Here is a 22,009-nt window from a genome sequence, read left to right on the forward strand (position 1 = left end):
CCCCCCCCCCCCCCCCCCCCCCCCCCCCCCCCCCCCCCCCCCCCCCCCCCCCCCCCCCCCCCCCCCCCGCCCCCCCCGCCCCCCCCCCCCCCCCCCCCCCCCCCCCCCCCCCCCCCCCCCCCCCCCCCACCTCTCCCCCGCTCTCGCGGGGGCGAGGAAGAAGCGCGCAGCCCCTTTTGCCGGTCAGCGTCATGTCGAAGTCGACGACGTTCGAATAGATCGGCGTGCCGACATCCATGCCGTAGCGCGACCGCAGCACCTTGCCGGTGACGTGGAATCTGATCGTGCCAGCCTTGAGGCCGGCGAGCTCGGCCGTGAATTTTTCCGGAAAGGTCTTGCCGCGCGCCGTCAAACGGCCGGTGACGACGGCTGACGTGTCTCCGGTGCGTTTCACGCTGGTCGAGCGGAACTGGATTTCCGGGTTGTTGGCGGCGTCGAACACCGCGTCGGATCGAAGGAAGGCGTCGACGCGGCTCTGGCCGGTGCCGACGCTTTCGGGAAAGATGGTGATATTGACCCGGGAGCGCCCGACATCACTGTTGTCGATGCGAATGCTGCCCTTGAAACGGGCGAAGGCGCCATCGAGCCCGCCGCCGCCGGCCTTGCCCAGAAACGGATGCTGGAACTGGCCGGGTTGATCGTGTAGCTGCCGGCGGCGTCCGTGAGAGCGGCCGCCGCGAAAACAGGCATGGCAAGGCAAGCAGCGAGCGCCGCAAATCCGAAGATGCGCGCAACCATGGACGTGATCCCTTTTTTGGAGGCAACGCATTTTTTTGCGTCCTCGCCCCATTAACGAATGAGCCGCCTGCTCTATTCCGCGCTGTGATCCGACGAAGGCGTGACCATGCGCGTCAGTACCGTGTCCTTCAGCCAGAAATGATGGCGCAGCGCCGCAGCGAAATGCAAGGCGACAAGTCCGATGCCGGCATAGGCGAGATACCAATGCGCCGAGGTCCAGAAGCTTTCCGCCGCGTCTGATTCAGCCAGCGGCAGGTCCGGCATGACGAACAGGTTGAACGGCATGCTCGGGATCTCCAGCATCGACACCGACACCAGCGCCCAGCCGGACAGCGGCAGCGCGAGCTGAAAGCCGTAAAGCGCGAAATGGACGAGTGGCGCCACGCGGCGCTCGAAAGGCCCGACCGAGCGCGGCAGCGCCGGCACCGCATTGCCGACACGCCAGGCGATGCGCAGGATGACCAGCCCGAGCAGCAGAAAGCCGAAGGATTTGTGCAGCTGGATCAGTTCGAAGGCGGTGCGCTGGCTGGACAGCCGCATCATGACGACGCCGAGCACGAACTGGCCGATGAAGATCGCGGCGATCCGCCAGTGAAGGACGATCGCCGCCCAGCCGTAGCGGGTGGTGTCGTTTGTGATCAATGCGGGCATGGCCAGCAAACGATCGCGGCCCCGGCTTTCTTCCACTGCCGACAGTCTATCCCGCCGTCTTGAAGAAATCGACGAAGGCCCTGAGCGCCGGCCGCATCTGGCGGCGGCTCGGGTAGTAGACGAAGAAACCGTCGAACGGCGGGCACCAGTCCTCCAGCACGCGAATGAGCTTGCCGGCGGCAATGGCATCGCGAACATAATCCTCGAACAGGAAGGCGAGCCCGGCGCCGTCGACCGCCGCATGGGCGATCAGATGGTCCTCGTCGAGAATCAGCGGCCCTTGCACCGCCATCTCGATCTCCTCGCCGTCCTTCTCGAATTCCCAGCGGTAGAGGATGCCGCTGGAGAAGCGAAAGCGGAGGCAACGGTGACCGGCGAGATCGTGCGGGTAGCGCGGCCTCGGCATGGTCGCGAAATAGGATGGCGCGCCGACGACGGCGCCGCGAAGGTTTGGCCCGATGCGCACAGCGATCATGTCGCGCTGCAGGCTCTCGCCGAGCCGGACGCCGGCGTCGAAGCCGCCTTCGACCACATCGGTGAAGCGGTCTTCGATGACGATCTCCAGGACGATGTCCGGATAGGCCGATGCAAAGGCGCCGAGCCGCGGCGTCAGCGCCAAGTGGGCTGCGGTGCGCGGCACGGTCAGCCTGAGATTGCCGGCCGGCCGGTCGCGCGCCTCGAGCGCCGATTCCAGCGCCAGATCGATCTCCGACAGCGCCGGCCTCAGCCGCTCGAGCAGCTGCGCGCCTTCCTCGGTCGGGGCGACGCTGCGCGTGCTGCGCGCCAGGAGCCGCACGCCAAGACGCGCTTCCAGGCTTGAAACCGCATGGCTGATTGCGGAGGGCGCAATGCCAAGCTCCTTGGCGGCACCGCGAAAGCTGCCGCACTGGGCGACGGTAGCAAACACTGCAAGCTGTGAGAGGTGAGTTCGGTTCATTGATCTATCTTTTAGAACAGCCCGTGCGGATGAGAGCCGATTATCGAACGCGTTGCAAGGCGCTATCTCTGCCGCATCACAACAAGGAGACGCGTGATGCAAACCCGCAAGCTTGGAAATGAACTTGACGTCTATCCGGTCGGCCTCGGCTGCATGGGGATGAGCTTCGGCTATGGCGGCCAGCCGGAGGTGGACGCGATCGCCACACTGCGCCGTGCCGTAGAGATCGGCGTCAATTTCTTCGACACGGCCGAAGTCTACGGCCCGTACGAGAATGAGATCCTGCTCGGCAAGGCGTTGAAGCCGGTGCGCGATCAGGTGACGATCGCGACAAAGTTCGGCTTCAAGATTCTCGAAGAAGGCAATGGCGTCGAGCGCATGGCCGGCGTCGACAGCCGTCCCGAACACGTCAAGGCGGTGGCCGAAGCGTCATTGAAGCGGCTGGGCACCGAGGTGATCGACCTCTACTATCAGCATCGTGTCGATCCGAACGTGCCGATCGAGGATACGGTCGGCGCCATGGCTGAGCTGGTGCGCGAGGGCAAGGTGCGCGCGCTCGGCCTGTCGGAGGCGAGTGCGGCGACCATTCGCCGGGCGCATGCCGTGCATCCGATATCAGCCGTGCAGAGCGAATATTCGCTGTGGAGCCGCGATCCGGAAGAAGAGGTGCTTGCCGTCTGCCGCGAGCTCGGCATCGGCTTTGTACCCTACAGCCCGCTCGGCCGCGGCCTGCTGACCGGCACGATCGCCAAGCCAGAGGTTCTCGGCGCCGACGACTGGCGCCGTGGGTTGCCGCGCTTCCAGGCCGATGCCATGGCGGCCAATGCGGCGGTCATTGCCACGCTTGAAAATATGGCCACCGACAAGGGCGTGACACCGGCACAACTGGCGCTGGCGTGGGTGCTGCATCAGGGCGATTTCATCGTGCCGATCCCCGGCGCCCGCAAGATTCGCCACCTCGAGCAAAACACGGCAGCGGCACAGATCGTGCTGAGCCGGGCCGAGGTGGCCGCCATCGGCGACGCCCTGTCGCCGGAGAAGGTCACCGGCAAGCGCTACACCGAGGAGGCGCTGGCGCTGGTTAACGGGTGAGCATTGGACGTCAGAGACAACCGAGAGGGACGCTTCGGCGTCCTTTTTGTTCGAATGCCGCGTTGCAGAAGATTGCGAGACGTTGGCGGGACAGCGCCCCCCTCTGTCCTGCCGGACATCTCCCCCACAAGGGGGGAGATCGGATCTCCTCCGCTTTCGCTAACTATCAACGCAGGAAACTGAGTGGGACGGCGAAGCTGCCAATCTCCCCCCAAGTGGGGGAGATGTCCGGCAGGACAGAGGGGGGCGCTGTCCCGCCGACAGTCAGACCTCTATGGTCCATCGTCTCAGCCGCGCAGCACGCCGCCGGTCTGCTTGTGCACATTCTCGACGATACGCTTTGCCAGCGCCTCGAAATCCTCATCGGTCAGCGTCTTCTCCACCGGCTGGATCGATACTTCGATGGCGATCGACTTCTTGGCAGCACCCAGTGACGCACCTTCGAAAACATCGAAGACCGAGACGTTGGTGATCAGCTTCTTGTCGGCGGCAAGTGCGGCGCGGGTCAGCGTGCCGGCTTCGACCGCCTGGTCGACGACAAAGGCGAAGTCGCGCTTGACCGCCTGGAAGGCGGACAGTTCCAGCCTCGGTTTTGTCCGCGTCGGCTTGGCCTTCGGCTCGGGCACGGCATCGACGAACACTTCGAAGCCGCAGAGCGGCCCGGAGACGTCCAGTTCCTCCAGCGTCTTGGGATGGAATTCGCCAAACGTTCCCAAAATCACTTTAGGCCCGAGCTTGATGGTGCCGGAACGGCCGGGATGATACCAGGCGGGGCCGCCGGCCTCGATCTGCAGCCGCTCGACCGGCGCGCCGCAGGCTTCGAGTGCTGCGATCGCGTCGGCTTTGGCGTCGAACACGCCGACCGGACCGGCATTGCCTGCCCAATGACGGCCGGAGCCTTCGAGCTTGGCCGTGCCGCGCCGCACGCCGGCGGCGACGCGCCGCTGCTGGTCGGCCGCATCGCCCTCATAGGTGCCCGACACTTCGAACAGCGCGACATCGCCGATGCCTTTGTCGGCATTGCGCTGCGCGGCGGCGATCAGGCCGGGCAGCAGCGACGGCCGCATGTCGGACATGTCGGCGGCGATCGGATTGGCGAGCTTGAGCGCGGTCTGGCCGCCGCCAAACAGTTCGGCATGCTTTGCCGGAATGAACGACCAGGTGACGGCCTCCATCATGCCGCGCACGGCCAGCGCCCGCTTGGCGGCGCGGGTGCGGACCTGCAGCACAGTCAGGATCTTGGCATTGACGGCATCATGCGCGCCGAGCGGCTGCGGGGCGATATTGTCGACGCCATGGATGCGCATAACTTCCTCGACCAGATCGGCCTTGCCGTCGACATCCGGCCGCCAGGACGGCACCGCTACATCGACGACATCGCCCGCGCCTTCCGGCTTGAAGCCGAGGCGCGAAAGGATGGCGAGACTCTCGTTCCTGGGCACCTCGATGCCGGTCAGCCGCTTCACTTCCGACAGCGGGAAGGAAACGATCTTCTCGACATGGCCGGCATAGCCGGCCACCTCGATTCCCGTCGGCGTACCACCGCACAAATCCAGCACCAGCTTGGTCGCCAGCTCCACGCCGGGCACCATGAATTCCGGGTCGACGCCGCGCTCGAACCGGTAACGCGCATCGCTGATGATGCCGAGCGTTCGGCCGGTGCGGGCCGTGGTCATCGGATCCCAAAGTGCGGATTCGATCAGCACGTCTGACGTGTTCTCGTCGCAGCCCGAATGCTCGCCGCCCATGATGCCCGCGATCGATTCGACGCCGTCCTCGTCCGCGATGACGCACATGTCAGGCGTCAGCGTGTATTCGCGGCCGTCGAGCGCCAGCACCTTTTCATTGTTCCGCGCGCGCCGCACGGTGAGATTGCCAGCGACCTTCCTCGCGTCGAACACATGCAGCGGCCGGCCGCGGTCGAAGGTCACGTAATTGGTGATGTCGACCAGCGCGCTGATCGGCCGGAGCCCAATGGCGATCAGCCTTTGCTGCAGCCATTTCGGCGACGGGCCGTTTTTCACGCCGCGCACCAGGCGCAGCGCAAAACCGGGGCAGAGCTCCGGCGCCTCGATCGTCACCTTCACCGGGCACATGCCGCTGCCGGCATGCGGCATGATCGCCCCGCCGACGAGGCGGCCGAGCCCACTCGCCGCCAGATCGCGGGCGATGCCATAGACGCTGGTCGCATCCGGCCGGTTCGGCGTCAGGTTGATCTCGATCAACGGGTCGTCGAGATGTGCATAGGCGGCGAAGCTGGTGCCGACCGGCGCATCCTCCGGCAGATCGATGATGCCGTCATGCTCGTCGGACAATTCCAGCTCGCGCTCGGAGCACATCATGCCGTGGCTTTCGACGCCCCTGATCTTGCCGACCGTTAGCGTCACGTCGATGCCGGGAATATAGGTGCCAGGTGCTGCAAAGGCGCCGATCAAGCCCGCGCGGGCATTGGGCGCACCGCAGACGACCTGCACCGGTGGCTCGCCGTCGCCGGTATCGACCGTCAGCACGCGCAGCCGATCGGCATCAGGATGCTGCTCCGCCGTCAGCACCTTGGCGATGACGAAGGGCTTCAGGCTCGCCCTGTCGTCGACATGCTCGACTTCGAGGCCGATCGAGGTCAGCCGCTCGACGATCTCGGCCAGCGAGGCATCGGTCTCGAGGTGATCCTTGAGCCAGGAGAGGGTGAGTTTCATGACTGTGTTCCGTCTGATGGTCTGGGCACGCTGGTCTTCAAATGGCGTGGCAAGTCGTCCGGCATGTGCAGGAAGGGCAGTTGCTCGCGCACATGGGCATGGCGGGTCGGCCTGAAATAGGCCGGCATGTCCATGGCGCCGAGCATGAAATAGATGTGATCGGCCAGCCGCTCGTCGACATAGGCGATCGGCGAGCCGCAGATGCCGCAAAAGGAGCGCGTCACCGGGCCATTCTCGAACATCTTCAGCGCCTTGCCCGTGAAGGCGACCTGTTCAGTCATGAACCCGACGAAAGCCGACACCGGCGCGCCGCTGGCCCGCCGGCAATCGCCGCAATGGCAGTAGCTGACATGATGCGGTTCGGCCGAAGCCTCGAACCGCACGGCGCCGCAGCGGCAGCCGCCGGTATGGGCCGCTGTCATGCGCTTAAGCCCCCGAACAGCGTCGGCATGTCGAGCGGCCGGAAGCCGTAATGCGACAGCCAGCGCACATCGGCGTCGAAGAAGGCGCGCAGGTCCGGCATGCCGTATTTCAGCATGGCGATGCGGTCGATGCCCATGCCCCAGGCAAAGCCCTGATACTCGTCGGGATCGAGCCCGCCATATCTCAGCACATTGGGGTGGACCATGCCGCAGCCGAGAATCTCCATCCAGTCGGAGCCTTCGCCGAAGCGCACCTCGCCCGGCCGCGAACGGTCGCACTGGATGTCGACCTCCATGCTGGGTTCGGTGAACGGGAAGAAGCTCGGCCGGAAGCGCATCTTGACCTGCGGCACCTCGAAGAAGGCCTTGCAGAACTCCTCCAGCACCCACTTCATGTTGGCGACGTTGGCCGACTTGTCGATCACCAGCCCCTCGACCTGATGGAACATCGGCGAATGCGTGGCATCGGAATCTTGCCGGTAGGTTTTTCCGGGAATGACGATGCGGATCGGCGGCTTCTGCGTCTCCATGGTGCGGATCTGCACCGGCGAGGTGTGGGTGCGCAAAAGCTTGCGCTCGCCGTTCTCGTCCGGCTGGAAGAAGAAGGTGTCGTGCATCTCGCGCGCCGGATGGCCTTCCGGGAAATTCAGCGCGGTGAAATTGTAGTAATCGGTCTCGATATCGGGACCTTCGGCGATGGCAAAGCCGAGGTCGCCGAAGATCGCGGCAATCTCGTCGCTGACCTGGCTGATCGGATGGATGCGGCCACGCTCGGCCGGCGATTGCCGCACCGGCAATGTGACGTCGACCTTTTCCGCCGCGAGCCGTGCCGCGATCGCCACGTCCTTCAGCTCGGCGCGGCGAGCGGTAAGCGCCTCGGTGATGCGGTTCTTGAGGCCGTTGATCACCGGGCCCTTTATCTGGCGCTCTTCTGCGCTCATCGAGCCGAGCGTCTTCAGCATTTCTGAGACCGAGCCCTTCTTGCCGAGCGCTGAAACACGCACGGCTTCGATCGCCTGCTCGTCGGCCGCCGACGCAATGTCGGTCATCAGGGAATTTTCGAGAGTTTCCATGTCACTCATGTTTCAGGCCCGATTGGAAGCAAAGAAAACCCGCGCCAGCCGTGCCAGCGCGGGTTCCCCAAAATCAGAATTGCGAATGCTTGGGAAGCGCTGGCTTAGGCGACAGCGCTTTCAAAAGCGTTCGGCGTGGTGTTCTTGAGGTATTCGAGCGCGACCTTGGCCTTGGCCACAAGTGCGGCAAATGCCTGCGGCTCGTGGATGGCCATGTCCGACAGGATCTTGCGATCGATCTCGATGCCGGCCTTGTTGAGACCGTCGATGAAGCGGCCATAGGTCAGGCCATGCTCGTGGGTCGCGGCATTGATGCGCTGGATCCACAGAGCGCGGAACGAACGCTTGCGGTTCTTGCGGTCGCGGTAGGCATACTGCAGCGACTTTTCCACCGCCTGCTTGGCGATGCGGATGGTGTTCTTGCGGCGGCCATAAAAGCCCTTGGCGGCTTTCAGGACCTTCTTGTGCTTGGCGTGCGAGGTGACGCCTCTTTTTACGCGTGCCATGTCATGATCTCCTTAAAAGCAATTCCAGGAAAAGTGTCTAGCGGTTTTCCGTTCGGAATTGCGTAAAACAAATGCGTGTCCAGACCGAATGCCTTAGAGGCCGTTCGGCAGAAAATTCTTGATGACCTTCTTGCCATCCGGTTCAGCCAGAACCATCGTGCCGCGGGCATTTCGAATGAACTTGTTGGAACGCTTGATCATGCCGTGACGCTTGCCGGCCGCAGCCGACAGGACTTTACCCGTACCTGTGATCTTGAACCGCTTCTTGGCGGCTGACTTGGTCTTCATCTTGGGCATTTTGCTACTCCGTTTATGTGCGCATCATCGCGCTTTTTGTTCGCTTCAGGCCGACCAAAGCCCGAAAAGCAAATGAAACCGCCACGGCATGCCCTGCCGGGCGGTTTTTGGGAACGGCGGTGCTATACGTCAAAGCGGGCCGGCGCGCAACACCCAGTGCTTAGCAACACCTGTGCCTATGGGAAACGAAACAGCACCGGCAGTATGCCTGATAATTGGGCGCCGTCGATCGATTCGAAAAACGGCATGGCAACGAGGAACACCAGTCCGTCCAGCAGCGTCGTCCGCAGCAGGCGCGGCTTGAAGCTGCCGGTGTCGCCTTCCTGATACAGCGAAAGCTTCGGGAAGAAGCGCGGCACCCGTGCCATATAGACCTGGAATGGAGTACCGAAGGCCTCTTTCAGGAACTTCTCTTCGCGCAGGATGACGACATGAAAGGCGGCAGCGCAAATCACCGCGAAGCCGATCGCCGCAGTGATCGAGCCCATCTGCGCGCCGACGCCGGCGGCAGCTATCGAGGAGAAGACATAGAGCGGATTGCGGGTGATCGAATAGGGTCCGCCGGTAACCACCTCTGAGGATTTGCGTCCGCCGATATAGAGCGTCGACCACAAGCGCCCGACAATGCCAAGAAAGATCAGCAGTACGCCGACCATTTCGATCGTTTCGTGCGGCACGCTTTCGGGAGGAAAAGCAGATTGGCCAAACAGCAGCGCCGCGAACATGACGACCACGAGGGCGGCAAGCACCATCCTGCGTGCGTGCTGATATCTGCCCAGCGCACGCCTGGCCTGCGCTTGTTCGGCCCGCGCCGATTTAACTTCGTTAAGCATGTCGGGAATCCGATCGTCGAGGAGTTTCGCCAGCGATCGCAGCGCCTGGCCAAGGAAACAGGCGCCCCCGCCGATCGCCGGGACGCCTTTGCAGGATGATTCAGGTGTATTTAATGCATGTCGCCTCTTTTGCCGGGCATCCGCAGCTAATACAGCCAGAAGAGGACGGGAATTACACCGCTTTCCTGTCCGGACTCGATGAGTTCGAAAAACGGTATGGAAGCCAGGAACATCAGGCCATCGCGCAGCGTGTGATTGAAGATGCGCGGTGTGAAGGTGACCTGGGCCTGATCGCGATAAAGCCGGGGATTGGGAAAAAACCGCGGCACCCGTGCGATGTAGTCCTTGTACGGCGCCCCGAGCACGGTCGTCAAATGCCGTTCCTCGCGCAGCGTAACGATGTAGAACGCGGCCGCGCACAAAACCGCCGACGCCACCGAGACGATCACGCTGCCGGTCTGGGCGCCGATGCCGGCGGCCGCTACGGTGGAGAAAAAATACAGCGGGTTGCGCATCACCGAATATGGGCCGGTAGCAACCACTTCGGCCGACTTGCGGCCGCCGATATAGAGGATCGACCAGAGCCGGCCGCCGATCCCGATCAGTATCAGGGCGATCCCGTACTGCCCCTCTATGCGTTCGTGGCCTAGTTCATCGTGCGTGGAGCCGCCGAAGATCAGCAAAGCGCAAAAAGCACCGATCAGCAGCGCCAGCAGGACGCGCCGGCGCCGCTGATAGCGGCCCATTTCGTCGAACGACCTTTCAATCGGAGAACGTGCCGCAGCGGCCATGGGACAATCCTTTCGCCGCGAGGACCGGCAACCGGAATCCTTGTCGATGCAACTTGCGGAGAAATCATGGCGAAGGCAAAAACAAACAAAAGGCCGCCGAAGCGGCCTTTGCTTTGGACGGGATCGCTTTAGCGGGGCGCCAGCACCATCATCATCTGGCGGCCTTCGAGCTTCGGTTCGGCTTCGACCTTGGCGATGGGCGCCACTTCCTCGCGAACTTTATTCAGAAGCTGCATGCCGAGTTCCATATGCGCCATCTCGCGGCCGCGAAAGCGCAATGTCAGCTTGACCTTGTCACCTTCCTCGAAAAACCGCCGGACCGCTTTCATCTTGGTCTCGTAATCATGGCTGTCGATGTTCGGGCGCATCTTGATCTCCTTGATCTCGATGACCTTCTGGTTCTTGCGCGCCTCGGCCGCCTTCTTCTGGTTGGCGTATTTCAGCTTGCCGAGATCGAGAATTTTTACGACGGGCGGCACTGCGTTGGGCGATATCTCGACCAGATCGAGCCCAGCCTCTTCGGCGAGCAGCAATGCGTCGTTGATGGAAACATCGCCATGGTTGTGGCCTTCGGCGTCGATAAGTTGGACTCGGGGAACCCGGATGTCACGGTTGGAGCGCGGGCCCTCCTTGGTGGGCGCCGTTGCTTTGAAAGGTCTGCGAATGGTCGTGGTCTCCTTGAGCCGTTTCGTTCGGGGATTTCAGTTCAGATTGCGAACGCGCCAATGTGGTGAGCGCGCGGCCGGAGTCAATAGCACAGCGTTCACAGGAAATCACCTGTTCCCTGACTTCAGTCCTGTACCAAACGAAGAAAGTTGCCGAGCACTTTTCGTTGAACCGCCAGCTGTGTCAAAAGACCTGCGTGAGGAGTGAGCCATGACCGCACCGGTTTTTCTCGACGTCGACGGAACCAGCATCGCTGTCAGGCGCGCTGCGGGTGCCGCGCCAGGCATCGTCTGGCTCGGCGGCTACAAGTCGGACATGCTGGGCACCAAAGCCGAGAAGCTGGCGGAATGGGCGAGCGGGCAAGGCCGGGCTTTCCTGCGCCACGACTATTCCGGTCATGGCGAATCGGGTGGCGCCTTTGCCGACGGCACCATCTCGAACTGGCTTTCGCAAAGCCTCGCCGTCTTCAATCATTTCACGCAGGGCAGGCAAATCCTGGTCGGCTCGTCGATGGGCGCATGGATCGCGCTGCGCATGGTCCAGGAATTGCGCCAGGAATTGCACAAGGAAGGCCACAACCCTATCGCCGGCCTGGTGCTGCTGGCGCCGGCGCCGGATTTCACCGCAGAGCTGGTCGAGCCGGCGCTGACCAAAGCGCAGAAGCGCGATCTTGCCAAGAAGGGTTTTTTCGCGGAGCGGTCGGACTATTCGGCCGAGCCTTACATCTACACCCGAGCGCTGATCGAGGACGGTCGCAACAATTTGACAATGAACGGGCCGATCGACACCCATTGCCCCGTCCACATATTGCAAGGGCTGGCCGATGCCGACGTGCCGCCGAGCCATGCGCTGAAACTGGTCGGCCTGCTGCCGGCCGACGACGTCACGCTGTCGCTGATCCCCGACGGCGACCACCGTCTGTCGCGGCCTCAGGATCTCGACATGCTGGTGCGGGCGGTCGACGCCATGGTGCGGCAGGCAGGCTAGGGACATGCGCATTTCCATTCCGGTATCTGCCTTCGTCGCAGCGATTATCGGCTTCGGCGGCACGCTGGCCATCGTCATCGCCGCCGCTAAGGCGGTCGGCGCGACGCAGGTCGAAACCGCGAGCTGGGTGACGGCGATCTGCCTCGCCATGGCGATCGAGAGCCTGTGGCTGTCATGGCGCACCAGGATGCCGGTCATCGCCGCATGGTCGACGCCGGGGGTGGCGCTGATCGCGGCATCGAGCGGCTTTTCGATCGGCGAGGCCGTCGGCGCCTTCATCGTCACCGGGATTTTGCTGATTGCCACCGGCCTGTTCGGGCCTTTGACCAAGCTGATCGCCAGGATACCGGCCTCGGTCGCGTCGGGGATGCTGGCCGGCATCGTCGTCACCTTCGCCATCAATGCGGTGAAGGCCATTCCGCTCGACCCGTGGCTGATCCCGCCGCTGGTCGCCGCCTTCTTTGTCATCCGCCTGTTCAATCCGGCGCTCTCGGTGCTGGCGGTGCTGGTCGGCGGCGGCGCTGCCGCCTTCCTCACCGGCCGGGTCGGTGGCCTGCCGACCCCGGAACTTTCGACATTGACGCTGATTGCGCCGCAGTTCACCGTCACCGCGATAATCGGCCTGGCGCTGCCGCTTTATCTCGTCACCATGGCCTCGCAGAACCTGTCCGGCCTCGCCGTGCTGAGGGCCGCGGGCTATCACCCGCAACCTGGCCCGCTGATCGGCGTCACCGGCCTGCTTTCGCTGCTGTCGGCGCCATTCGGGGCCTCGACCACCAATCTGGCGGCGATCTCGGCGGCGATCTGCACCGGCCCCGATGTGCATCCCGATCCGGGCGAGCGCTGGAAGACCGGTCCCTTCTACGCGCTTGCCTATCTCGTCTTCGCCATTTTCGGCGCCTCGCTGGTGGCGATCTTCGCCGTGCTGCCGCAGAGCCTAATTGTGCTGGTGGCCGGACTGGCGCTGATGGCGCCGCTCGCCAACGCGCTGTCGATCGCCTTGAAGGAAGACGGCGAACGCATGGCCGCCACCGTCACCTTTGCCGTCACCGCCTCGGGGCTGACGCTTTTCGGCGTTGGCGCGGCGTTCTGGGGGCTGATTGCGGGCCTGGTCGTTCTTTTCCTTGAAACGCTCAAAAAGCGATAAGCATTTCAAATGCTTGTCCGGTTTTGGCCGGCGCTGTCTTGAATCGCCGTTTTTTCCATCCCATTTCGATTCCACGCAGCCGGGATTGGCTGTCTCCAACTGAAGGATTGGGAGAAAATGAACACATCTGCATTGATCCGTCCGGCCTGGACGCCGGCGACCATCGCTCTGATGGTGATCGGCTTCATGGTGTTCTGGCCGCTCGGCCTCGCCATGCTCGCCTACATTATCTGGGGCGACCGGCTTGACGGCTTCAAGCGCGACGTCAACCGAGCCACCGACGGCATCTTCGCCGGCTGCCGCCGCGGTTCCGACAGAGCGGCGCGCTGGGGCCACGGCTCCGCCCGCACCGGCAACGTGGCTTTTGACGATTGGCGCGAAAAGGAACTCGAGCGGCTCAATGAAGAGCGCCGCAAGCTCGACGAGATGCTGAGCGAGTTCGACGAATATGCCAGGGAATTGCGTCGCGCCAAGGACCAGGAAGAGTTCGATCGCTTCATGGCCAACCGCAACAAGCCGACATCTCCTACAACTGGCGGCCCCTCGACCGGTGGATCGACCGGCTCGACGGGGACTGGCAACGGTGGCAAATCGACGCCAGGCCTATTGGACGAGTAACGCACTTGCCCCGATAAATAATCAAACACGGCGTCGCGTCAGCGGCGCCGTTTCTTTTTTGTTCTATTCGTTTTCCTCGAATCACGTATCGTCCCGCCATGTCATTCGGCTTCTTCCGCAACCTGACCAAACCCAGGCCCACCCCCGTCGTGGAGCGGGAGCATTGTGTTGCCGGCCGCACGCTGCCGCTCAAGATCGTCGAGAGTGACCGGGCACGGCGGCTGACGCTGCGCATCGATTCCGGCGGCCGTGGTCTGCGCATCACCGTGCCGCCGGGCCTGCGGCGGGGGGAGGTGGAAAAATTCCTCGACCGCCACCAGGACTGGCTGGAGCAGCGGCTGGCCAAGGTGCCCAACCGGCCTCAGGTGCGGCCGGGCATCAAGATACCGGTGCGCGGCGTGCCGCATCGCATCGTTCATGAGCCTTCGAAACGCGGGACCGTCACGCTGTCGCGCGACGAACGCGGTCCGCTGATGATCGTGCATGGCGATCGCGTGCACCTGCCGCGCCGCGTCGCCGATTTTCTCAAGCGCGAAGCCAAGCGCGAGATCGAGGCGCTGGTGGTCAAGCATACCGGGGCGGTCGGCAAGCGCGCCAAGGCAGTCCGCTTCAAGGACACGTCGAGCCGCTGGGGATCATGCACGTCGGACGGCAACCTGTCCTTCTCCTGGCGCATCATGATGGCGCCGCGACCGGTCATAAACTACCTCGTCGCGCATGAGGTGGCGCATCTCAAGGAGATGAACCACGGCCCGAAATTCTGGAAATTGTGCGAGCAGCTCTGCCCGGACACCGAGCGCTGCAAGGATTGGCTCAAGCGCAATGGCGGCGCGCTGCAAGCGATCATGTTCGAGTAGATCGTCGGATCAATCGTCGTTGGCAGCGTTGAGCTCTTCAGGACGCAAGCCCTCGTCGGTATGGCGCGGCCATGGCAAGAAATTCTTCTCGAAGGCATCGTTGCTGAAATAGTCGAGCGCGCGGTGTGCCTCGGCGCCATTGAAGGCGGCCTTGTCCATCAGATGAGCGATGACCTCGCGGGCCTGCGCGATCTTCTGCCTGAGTTGGGCGACGGTCTCGTCTGCCATGCTTGTTTGCTCCCGCCTCTACTATCTGAAGTAAGGTAGCGCGTTCCGCTCTCTTGTCTTAGGAAGGTAGCGCGTTCCGCGCTGGCGGCAAACAGGATGCTTTTTCTCGACTCTTTTGCCGTTTCGTGCCAATTCCGCGCCATGGCGCTCGACATCAAGATATGCGGATTGAAGACCGACAAGGCGTTGGCCGCGGCATTGGCCGGCGGCGCCAGCCATGTCGGCTTCATTTTCTTCGCCAAAAGCCCGCGCTATGTCGAGCCGGCGGAAGCCGGCCGCTTGCGCGAAGCGGCAGTCGGCAAGGCCAAAGCGGTTGCCGTGACGGTCGACGCCGGTGACGCGTTCCTGGATGAAATCGTCGAGAAAATGCAGCCTGACATGCTGCAGCTGCATGGCTCGGAAACGCCGGAGCGGGTGGCGCAGCTCAAGGCCCGCTATGGCCTGCCGGTGATGAAGGCGCTGCCGGTCAGCGAGGCTGCCGACCTGGAGCGGATAATACCCTTCGTCGGCATAGCCGACCGTTTCCTGTTCGACGCCAAGCCGCCGAAAGGTTCGGAACTGCCGGGCGGCAACGGCATTGCCTTCGACTGGCGCGTTCTGGCCGGCCTTGACGCAGGCGTCGATTACATGCTTTCCGGTGGGCTCAACGCCGCCAATATCGGCGATGCCCTTCGGCTTGCCAACCCGCCCGGATTAGACATTTCCTCGGGTGTGGAAAGTGCGCCGGGCGTCAAGGATCCGGCGCTGATCGAACAGTTTTTCCGGGCCGTCAGAGCCGCGCGGGATACCCGCGCCGCCTGAAGGATAGAACCCGGAGTATGTCCCGGAAAAGTGGAAACCGGTTTTCCGACAAGGACATGCTCCAAACCACAAGCTAGGAGATCGGCGATGAACAAGCCGGCGATACCCAATTCCTTCCGCACCGGACCCGACGAGCAGGGCATGTTCGGCATCTTCGGCGGTCGTTTCGTTGCCGAAACGTTGATGCCGCTGATCCTCGACCTCGAGCGGCACTGGAATGATGTCAAGGACGATCCGGATTTCAAGGCCGAACTGACTGATCTTTCGACCCACTATGCCGGGCGGCCGTCGAAGCTTTATTTCGCCGAAGGCCTGACCCGGCATCTTCGCGAGGTTTCCTCGGCGAAGGGTCTTGGGGGCGGCGCAAAGGTCTATTTCAAGCGCGAGGATTTGAACCACACCGGCTCGCACAAGATCAACAATTGCCTCGGACAGATCCTGCTGGCCAAGCGCATGGGCAAGAAGCGCATCATCGCCGAGACCGGCGCCGGCCAGCACGGCGTCGCTTCGGCAACAGTGGCGGCGCGTTTCGGTTTTCCGTGTGTGGTCTATATGGGCGCCACCGACGTCGCCCGACAAAGCCCGAACGTCTTCCGGATGAAGCTGCTCGGTGCCGAGGTGCGGCCAGTGACCGCCGGCCACGGTACGCTCAAGGACGCCATGAACGAAGCTCTTCGGGATTGGGTGACCAATGTCGAGGACACCTATTACCTGATCGGCACCGCCGCCGGCCCGCACCCCTATCCGGAGCTGGTGCGCGACTTCCAGTCGGTGATCGGCACCGAGGCGCGCGCACAGATCCTCGAGCAGGAAGGCCGGCTGCCGGACACGATCATCGCCGCTGTCGGCGGCGGCTCGAACGCCATCGGCCTGTTCCATCCTTTCCTCGACGACCGCAGCGTAAAGATCATCGGCATCGAGGCCGGTGGCCGCGGCCTGGATGGCACCGAGCATTGCGCCTCGATGAGTGCCGGCGCGCCCGGCGTGCTGCACGGCAACCGCACCTATCTCCTGCAGAACGCCGACGGGCAGATCATGGACGGGCATTCGATTTCGGCCGGCCTCGATTATCCGGGCGTCGGGCCGGAGCATTCCTGGCTGCGCGACTCCGGCCGCGTCGACTATGTGCCTGTTCTCGATGACGAGGCGCTGGAGGCGTTCCAGCTGACGACACGCGTCGAAGGCATCATTCCGGCGCTCGAATCCGCCCATGCCATTGCGCATGCGGTGAAGATCGTGCCCGCCATGGACAAGGACCAGATCGTCATCGTCAACCTGTCCGGCCGCGGCGACAAGGATGTGCATACGGTGGCCAATATGCTGGGCATGGAGATCTGATCATGACCACCCGCATCGACCGCCGCATGGCTAAGCTGAAGGCCGAAGGCCGCCCGGCGCTTGTCACCTATTTCATGAGCGGCGACCCCGACTACGACACCGCTTTGTCGATCATGAAGGCGCTGCCCAAGGCAGGCGCCGACATCATCGAAATGGGCATGCCGTTTTCCGACCCGATGGCCGACGGCCCGGCGATCCAGGCGGCCGGCCTGCGCGCGCTGAAAGGCGGCCAGACGCTGGTCAAGACGCTGAAGATGGCGTCGGAATTCCGCGCTGGCGACAATGAAACACCCATCGTTTTGATGGGCTACTACAATCCGATCTACATCCACGGCGTCGACCGCTTCCTGAGCGACGCGCTGGCCAGCGGCATAGACGGGCTGATCGTCGTCGATCTGCCGCCGGAAATGGATGAGGAATTGTGCATTCCGGCGCTGAAGGCCGGCATCAATTTCATCCGGCTGGCGACGCCGACCACCGACGACAAGCGCCTGCCCAAAGTTCTGCAGAACACCTCCGGCTTCGTCTACTACGTGTCGATGACCGGCATCACCGGCTCGGCGCTTGCCGACACCGGCAAGGTGGCGGCGGCGGTCAGGCGCATCAAGGGCCATACCGACCTGCCGGTCTGCGTCGGCTTCGGCGTCAAGACCGCCGAGCAGGCGCGCGTAATCGGCGCCAATGCCGATGGCGTCGTCGTCGGCACCGCGATCGTCAATGCGGTCGCCAATGTTCTGGGGCCGAAGGGCGAAAAGACCGCCGACCCGGCCGAGGCGGTCGCCACGCTGGTCAGTGGGCTTTCGCAAGGCGTGCGTGCGGCTCGCCTTGCTGCCGCCGAATAGTCTTGATCTTCTGGTTGACCATGATCTCCAGCGAAACCGGTTTCCACTTTTCGGGATCATGGTCTAATTCTTCGTCAGGACAGGAGCCGAAGCGATGAACTGGATCACCAACTACGTTCGCCCGAAGATCAATTCGATGCTCGGCCGGCGCACCGACATGCCTGAGAACCTCTGGATCAAGGATCCCGAGACCGGCGAGATGGTCTTCCACAAGGACCTGGAGCAGAACCAGTTCGTCATCCCGTCCTCCGGCCATCACATGAAGATCTCGGCCAAGGAGCGGCTGAGATTCTTCATGGACGACGGGAAGTACGAGATGCTCGAAAACCCCAAGGTGGTGCAGGATCCGCTGAAATTCCGCGACGAGAAGCGCTACACCGACCGGCTGAAGGACGCCAAGGCCAAGACCGGGCTGGAGGACGCGATCATCAATGCACTGGGCACCGTCGAAGGCCTGCCGGTGGTGGTGACCGTGCAGGACTTCGCCTTCATGGGCGGCTCGCTCGGCATGGCCGCAGGCGACGCCATCGTTCGTGGCTTCGAGGTCGCAGTGCAACGCAAGCGGCCGCTGATCCTGTTCGCGGCCTCCGGCGGCGCCCGCATGCAGGAAGGCATCCTGTCGCTCATGCAATTGCCGAGAACCACGATCGGCGTCGATCGGCTGAAGGAAGCCGGCCTTCCCTATATCGTCGTCCTGACCAACCCGACCACCGGCGGCGTCACTGCCTCCTATGCCATGCTGGGCGACGTGCATATCGCCGAGCCCGGCGCGCTGATCGGCTTTGCCGGGCCGCGCGTCATCGAGCAGACCATCAGGGAAAAGCTGCCCGACGGCTTCCAGCGCTCCGAGTATCTGATGGAGCACGGCATGGTCGACATGGTGGTGTCGCGGCTGGAGATGCGCCAGACGATCGCTCGGCTGCTGAAGATGCTGCTCAAGCTGCCGGAAGAAGAAAAGCCGCTGGAGCCGGAAATCCTGCCGCCGGTGGCGCTCCCGGCGGAAGCACGCCCGCAAGCCTGACGCGACATCCGTCGTCGCGAACCGCGATTGCGCGCCATCTGTGGCGCTGTAGCATGTTGATTTCGCGCATGATCCTTTCCGAAAATCGATTTTCGATTTTCGGGGTCATGCGCTAGGATTCTCCCATGACCACGCTTGCCGCCGACCGCGAAATCGAAAGCCTGATGTCGCTTCATCCGAAGGGCTTCGATCTTTCGCTCGACCGCATTTCGCGGCTGCTGGAGCGGCTGGGCAATCCGCAAGAGCATCTGCCCCCGGTCATCCACATCGCCGGCACCAACGGCAAGGGCTCCTGCGCCGCGTTTTCGCGGGCGCTACTCGAAGCGGCCGGCCACCGCGTCCATGTCCACACATCGCCGCATCTGGTGCACTGGCATGAGCGCTACCGGCTGGCCGCCGATGGCGGCGGCAGGCTGGTCGAGGACAAGGTGTTCGCCGACGCCATCGCCCGCGTCGCCAAGGCCAATGAGGGCCAGAAGATCACCGTCTTCGAAATCCTCACCGCCGTCACCTTCCTGCTGTTTTCCGAACATCCGGCAGATGCCGTCATCATCGAGGTCGGCCTCGGCGGCCGCTTCGACGCCACCAATGTCATCACCGAGCCGGCGGTGTCGGTGATCATGCCGGTCTCGCTCGACCACGAATCCTTTCTCGGCGACCGTGTCGAACTGATCGCCGCCGAAAAGGCCGGCATCATCAAAAGCGGTTGTCCGGTGGTCATCGGCGCGCAGGAAAGCGAGACGGCGCTGCAGGTGCTTATCGAGACCGCCGAGCGGCTCGACTGTCCCGCCTTCGTCTACGGCCAGGATTTCCTCGCCTTCGAGGAAAACGGCCGCATGGTCTATCAGGACGAAGACGGATTGATGGACCTGTCGCCGCCGCGGCTGCCAGGGCGCCATCAGTTCGCCAATGCGGCGGCGGCGATTGCGGCAGCCAAGGCGGCGGGCTTCGAGATCAGCCATCGCGTCGCCGACCAGGCGATGGCCAATGTCACCTGGCCGGGGCGGATGCAGAAATTGCCGCAAGGCAGACTGACGGAACTGGCGCCAAAGGGCGCCGACATCTGGCTCGACGGCGGCCACAATCCGGGCGCCGGTGTGGTCGTCGCCGAAGCACTTGCCGAGCAGGAGGAAAAGAACCCGCGGCCGCTGTTCCTGATTTCCGGCATGATCAACACCAAGGACCAGAGCGGCTATTTCCGAGCCTTCAAGGGCCTGGTGCGGCATGTCTACACGGTACCGGTGAGCCTCAGCGAGGCCAGTGTGCCGAATGACGAACTGGCGATCCGCGCCGTCGAGGCCGGCCTGTCGGCCGAACCGGTGAGCTCCGTCGCCAATGCGCTGATGCTGCTGCGCGACACATGGGACGGACCGCCGCCGCGCATCCTGATCAGCGGCTCGCTCTATCTGGCCGGCGCGGTGCTGGCCGAAAACGGCACGCCGCCGACCTGATCTATTCTGCCGGACCTCCGTACCAATAGGCCAGCATTCCAGGAAAATTGCATCGCGGCTTTCCCGGGAAAAACGCGTAGCGCTTTCCCTAAGGAATTGCCTAAAACAGATACTTAGAGAGCGGTTCGGCGGTTTTATCGAAAGCTGGACGCTCCAGAACGCGGGAGCGATTGCCAAGTCATTGCGCTTCTCACGACAGTCTGCCTTCGTCGTCGATCAGCGCGAGCCGCCACGGAGGATCATCACCCCATTTCCATAGAACGAGGTTGAGATCCGTCCCGACAGCGCCGGCCGCAAAGCTGCGAACAAGCATGGCTGGATAGCCCTTCGCGATCAATCGGCGCGCCAAAGCCTGCGTTCTTGCTTCTCCGCTTGCCTGCATCTGATCCCGCCACGCGCTGTCGGCAAGAGCTGTTGCATCCAACCCTTCATCCTTGAGCGCGGCCTCGTCGCGGCTGTCGAAAACACTTGCGATTTCGGCGTCATAGGAAACGAGCGTCGTCGGCTGGAGATTGCCGACCTGGTTGGCCTCGCGCAGAGCGGTTATGACGGTCAGCGACGTATAAAGCGCCGGCGTGCCCTTCGGGTTGAACCGCCCGCCAAACAATGCGGCGCCGCGCCCCGAGAGCGGTTCACGTGCGTAGATTGGGTTGATCGCCCGAAACAGTTTGCCGCGGTAGTGCATCAGTTGTGTCAGGCGTGAACGCCGGCATCGATCGCATCGACATATTCAAGCACCTCAGCCGCCCGCCCGCCGCGCACAAGCTGCATGGCCGTCTGCCCCGAAAAGCCGGGCAGAGGCTCGGACCGGTACCAGGCATACGCCATCAGCGCGGAGCCAAAGCGCGGTTCGACCTTGTTGATGATTTCAACCATCTCGCGCAGGCGGCGCTGCGTCCTGTCGGAACGGATGCGTTCCTTGCGCTGAACGGCGTCGCGACCGAGGCCGGCAGTCCGGGCCACTTCCTCGCTGGTGGTGCGCAGCGCCTCGGCGATTTTTCTTGGGGCAAAGAACCCACCGTCCGCGTACTGGACCAGAGCCATCTCAGCCTTCCTTCAATCCACACATTTTCTGACGTAATGTAGCGTCAATGTGAGTGGCATTCAAGCGGACTCTTCCCAATACGGTCCTGCCTCAACCGGCGATGTTGCGAGGGCCTGCTCCCGCGTTACTTCAGCTCGATCTCGATGAAGGCATACTCGCCCTCATTGGCATTGATGACGTCATGCTCCACGCCCTCCTTGCGGAAATAGGGCGCCCCCTTCTTCATTTCGGCGAAGGATTCGCCGTCCTTGGTCAGGAGCTTGAGCTTGCCGTCCATCAGCGGCACGATGACATAATCGTGGCCATGACGGTGCCAGCCGGTGTTGTCGCCTGGCGCGAAGCGGTATTCGGTGACGATGACGCGTTCGTTGTCGATGAACACGGTGGCCTTAGCGGATCCGGTCATGGGGGTTCTCCTGCTTTAAGCCAGACAAGAACATGAGGCGGCAAGTGGCGAGTGCCAGGGCGGACCAGCGCATGACCCAGAAAATCGCATTCGATTTTCTGGGTCATGCGCAAGATCAGGTGCTACAGCGTCCTTTGCGCGTCCAAGGGACGCGCGGCGCTGTAGATGACGCCAACAAAAAGCCCGGCGCGAGGGCCGGGCTTGTCTGCGACTTCTCAGTCGGATCAGGCGAGATTGCCGTTGATCCAGTGCGACAGCGCCGTCTTCGGCGCCGCGCCGACCTTCATGTCGGCCATTTCGCCGCCCTTGAAGATCATCAGCGTCGGGATCGAGCGCACGCCGAACTGCGCCGCGAGCTCGGGATTCTCGTCAATGTTGAGCTTGGCGATCTTCACCTTGCTGCCGAGTTCAATGGCGATGTCTTCCAGCGCCGGGGCGATCATCTTGCACGGGCCGCACCACTCCGCCCAGAAATCGACCACGACCGGCTCCTTGGCATCAAGTACATCGGTCTGGAAATTGCTCTTGTCGACCTTGACGGTGGCCATGCGAAAATCCTTTCGAGA

The 22,009-nt window shown here is 63.1% G+C and carries 26 protein-coding genes and 1 pseudogene; 11 read left to right on the top strand and 16 right to left on the bottom strand.

Annotation, left to right across the window (positions count from 1 at the left end; translation table 11 throughout):
• Nucleotides 1–169: 169 nt before the first annotated feature.
• The 3 genes and pseudogenes from AC0L25_RS03785 to AC0L25_RS03795 all read right to left on the bottom strand — a co-directional run.
• A pseudogene (locus AC0L25_RS03785) lies at nt 170–738 on the bottom strand (YceI family protein); the annotation flags it as partial.
• 72 nt (nt 739–810) lie between these two features.
• Complete coding sequence (locus AC0L25_RS03790) at nt 811–1,389, bottom strand: cytochrome b (RefSeq protein ID WP_473594259.1); 579 nt, start codon at nt 1,387–1,389, stop codon at nt 811–813.
• 46 nt (nt 1,390–1,435) lie between these two features.
• Nucleotides 1,436–2,326, bottom strand: a complete 891-nt coding sequence (locus AC0L25_RS03795; RefSeq protein ID WP_473594260.1) for a LysR family transcriptional regulator — start codon at nt 2,324–2,326, stop codon at nt 1,436–1,438.
• A gap of 96 nt (nt 2,327–2,422) precedes the next feature.
• Between AC0L25_RS03795 and AC0L25_RS03800 the strand changes: the two genes are divergently transcribed.
• Entirely contained in the window at nt 2,423–3,418 is a 996-nt protein-coding gene (locus AC0L25_RS03800) for an aldo/keto reductase (protein ID WP_473594261.1), read from the top strand.
• 287 nt (nt 3,419–3,705) lie between these two features.
• Here AC0L25_RS03800 and pheT read toward each other — a convergent pair whose 3' ends face one another.
• The 6 genes from pheT to AC0L25_RS03830 form a co-directional block, all read right to left on the bottom strand.
• Nucleotides 3,706–6,114: a phenylalanine--tRNA ligase subunit beta gene (pheT, locus tag AC0L25_RS03805; RefSeq protein WP_473594262.1), complete on the bottom strand. Its 2,409-nt coding sequence runs from the start codon at nt 6,112–6,114 to the stop codon at nt 3,706–3,708.
• Nucleotides 6,111–6,536 (bottom strand): GFA family protein, encoded by a 426-nt coding sequence (locus AC0L25_RS03810; RefSeq protein ID WP_473594263.1) that lies wholly within the window; start codon nt 6,534–6,536, stop codon nt 6,111–6,113. The genes pheT and AC0L25_RS03810 overlap by 4 nt, the downstream gene beginning before the upstream one ends.
• Nucleotides 6,533–7,618, bottom strand: coding sequence for a phenylalanine--tRNA ligase subunit alpha (gene pheS / locus AC0L25_RS03815; protein WP_473594264.1), 1,086 nt, complete (start codon nt 7,616–7,618; stop codon nt 6,533–6,535). The genes AC0L25_RS03810 and pheS overlap by 4 nt, the downstream gene beginning before the upstream one ends.
• Nucleotides 7,619–7,713: 95 nt before the next feature.
• Nucleotides 7,714–8,115, bottom strand: coding sequence for a 50S ribosomal protein L20 (gene rplT / locus AC0L25_RS03820; RefSeq protein ID WP_006201247.1), 402 nt, complete (start codon nt 8,113–8,115; stop codon nt 7,714–7,716).
• 93 nt (nt 8,116–8,208) lie between these two features.
• Nucleotides 8,209–8,412, bottom strand: coding sequence for a 50S ribosomal protein L35 (rpmI, locus tag AC0L25_RS03825; RefSeq protein ID WP_006201248.1), 204 nt, complete (start codon nt 8,410–8,412; stop codon nt 8,209–8,211).
• Between the two features lie 176 nt (nt 8,413–8,588).
• Nucleotides 8,589–9,164, bottom strand: coding sequence for a methyltransferase family protein (locus tag AC0L25_RS03830; protein ID WP_473594393.1), 576 nt, complete (start codon nt 9,162–9,164; stop codon nt 8,589–8,591).
• On the opposite strand from AC0L25_RS03830, the gene AC0L25_RS03835 reads away from it, so the two are divergent.
• Nucleotides 9,111–9,344: a hypothetical protein gene (locus AC0L25_RS03835; protein ID WP_473594406.1), complete on the top strand. Its 234-nt coding sequence runs from the start codon at nt 9,111–9,113 to the stop codon at nt 9,342–9,344. The genes AC0L25_RS03830 and AC0L25_RS03835 overlap by 54 nt on opposite strands.
• Nucleotides 9,345–9,391: 47 nt before the next feature.
• Here the strand turns inward: AC0L25_RS03835 and AC0L25_RS03840 are convergent, their stop codons facing one another.
• The gene (locus AC0L25_RS03840) at nt 9,392–10,036 is read right to left on the bottom strand and encodes a methyltransferase family protein (RefSeq protein ID WP_473594265.1); all 645 of its coding nucleotides are present in this window, start codon (nt 10,034–10,036) and stop codon (nt 9,392–9,394) included.
• 128 nt (nt 10,037–10,164) lie between these two features.
• Nucleotides 10,165–10,701 carry a translation initiation factor IF-3 gene (gene infC / locus AC0L25_RS03845; protein WP_077374810.1) on the bottom strand — a complete coding sequence of 179 codons (537 nt, stop codon included), beginning with the start codon at nt 10,699–10,701 and terminating at the stop codon, nt 10,165–10,167.
• Between the two features lie 211 nt (nt 10,702–10,912).
• On the opposite strand from infC, the gene AC0L25_RS03850 reads away from it, so the two are divergent.
• The 4 genes from AC0L25_RS03850 (at nt 10,913) to AC0L25_RS03865 (ending at nt 14,311) form a co-directional block, all read left to right on the top strand.
• Nucleotides 10,913–11,689, top strand: a complete 777-nt coding sequence (locus AC0L25_RS03850; RefSeq protein ID WP_473594266.1) for an alpha/beta hydrolase — start codon at nt 10,913–10,915, stop codon at nt 11,687–11,689.
• A 4-nt stretch (nt 11,690–11,693) separates the two neighbouring features.
• Entirely contained in the window at nt 11,694–12,836 is a 1,143-nt protein-coding gene (locus AC0L25_RS03855; RefSeq protein ID WP_473594267.1) for a benzoate/H(+) symporter BenE family transporter, read from the top strand.
• A gap of 117 nt (nt 12,837–12,953) precedes the next feature.
• Nucleotides 12,954–13,454 carry a DUF2852 domain-containing protein gene (locus AC0L25_RS03860; RefSeq protein ID WP_473594268.1) on the top strand — a complete coding sequence of 167 codons (501 nt, stop codon included), beginning with the start codon at nt 12,954–12,956 and terminating at the stop codon, nt 13,452–13,454.
• Nucleotides 13,455–13,552: 98 nt separating this feature from the next.
• The gene (locus AC0L25_RS03865) at nt 13,553–14,311 is read left to right on the top strand and encodes a M48 family metallopeptidase (RefSeq protein ID WP_473594269.1); all 759 of its coding nucleotides are present in this window, start codon (nt 13,553–13,555) and stop codon (nt 14,309–14,311) included.
• Nucleotides 14,312–14,320: 9 nt separating this feature from the next.
• Here AC0L25_RS03865 and AC0L25_RS03870 read toward each other — a convergent pair whose 3' ends face one another.
• The gene (locus tag AC0L25_RS03870; RefSeq protein WP_473594270.1) at nt 14,321–14,539 is read right to left on the bottom strand and encodes a hypothetical protein; all 219 of its coding nucleotides are present in this window, start codon (nt 14,537–14,539) and stop codon (nt 14,321–14,323) included.
• Between the two features lie 141 nt (nt 14,540–14,680).
• Here AC0L25_RS03870 and AC0L25_RS03875 point away from each other — a divergent pair, with 141 nt between their 5' ends.
• From AC0L25_RS03875 to AC0L25_RS03895, 5 genes are all read left to right on the top strand, one after another.
• Nucleotides 14,681–15,340 (top strand): phosphoribosylanthranilate isomerase, encoded by a 660-nt coding sequence (locus AC0L25_RS03875; RefSeq protein WP_473594394.1) that lies wholly within the window; start codon nt 14,681–14,683, stop codon nt 15,338–15,340.
• An 87-nt stretch (nt 15,341–15,427) separates the two neighbouring features.
• Nucleotides 15,428–16,678, top strand: coding sequence for a tryptophan synthase subunit beta (trpB, locus tag AC0L25_RS03880; protein ID WP_473594271.1), 1,251 nt, complete (start codon nt 15,428–15,430; stop codon nt 16,676–16,678).
• Nucleotides 16,679–16,680: 2 nt separating this feature from the next.
• Complete coding sequence (trpA, locus tag AC0L25_RS03885) at nt 16,681–17,520, top strand: tryptophan synthase subunit alpha (protein WP_473594272.1); 840 nt, start codon at nt 16,681–16,683, stop codon at nt 17,518–17,520.
• 94 nt (nt 17,521–17,614) lie between these two features.
• Nucleotides 17,615–18,541, top strand: a complete 927-nt coding sequence (accD, locus tag AC0L25_RS03890; protein WP_473594273.1) for an acetyl-CoA carboxylase, carboxyltransferase subunit beta — start codon at nt 17,615–17,617, stop codon at nt 18,539–18,541.
• 125 nt (nt 18,542–18,666) lie between these two features.
• Nucleotides 18,667–19,992: a bifunctional folylpolyglutamate synthase/dihydrofolate synthase gene (locus AC0L25_RS03895; RefSeq protein ID WP_473594274.1), complete on the top strand. Its 1,326-nt coding sequence runs from the start codon at nt 18,667–18,669 to the stop codon at nt 19,990–19,992.
• Nucleotides 19,993–20,182: 190 nt separating this feature from the next.
• Here AC0L25_RS03895 and AC0L25_RS03900 read toward each other — a convergent pair whose 3' ends face one another.
• The 4 genes from AC0L25_RS03900 to trxA form a co-directional block, all read right to left on the bottom strand.
• Nucleotides 20,183–20,677: an RES family NAD+ phosphorylase gene (locus tag AC0L25_RS03900; RefSeq protein ID WP_473594275.1), complete on the bottom strand. Its 495-nt coding sequence runs from the start codon at nt 20,675–20,677 to the stop codon at nt 20,183–20,185.
• A gap of 8 nt (nt 20,678–20,685) precedes the next feature.
• Nucleotides 20,686–21,036, bottom strand: coding sequence for an MbcA/ParS/Xre antitoxin family protein (locus AC0L25_RS03905; RefSeq protein WP_077374772.1), 351 nt, complete (start codon nt 21,034–21,036; stop codon nt 20,686–20,688).
• A gap of 125 nt (nt 21,037–21,161) precedes the next feature.
• Nucleotides 21,162–21,443 (bottom strand): cupin domain-containing protein, encoded by a 282-nt coding sequence (locus AC0L25_RS03910; protein WP_065011517.1) that lies wholly within the window; start codon nt 21,441–21,443, stop codon nt 21,162–21,164.
• Between the two features lie 224 nt (nt 21,444–21,667).
• Nucleotides 21,668–21,991, bottom strand: coding sequence for a thioredoxin (trxA, locus tag AC0L25_RS03915; protein WP_027152031.1), 324 nt, complete (start codon nt 21,989–21,991; stop codon nt 21,668–21,670).
• Between the last annotated feature and the right edge of the window lie 18 nt (nt 21,992–22,009).

The organism is Mesorhizobium sp. WSM4813 (assembly GCF_055811555.1).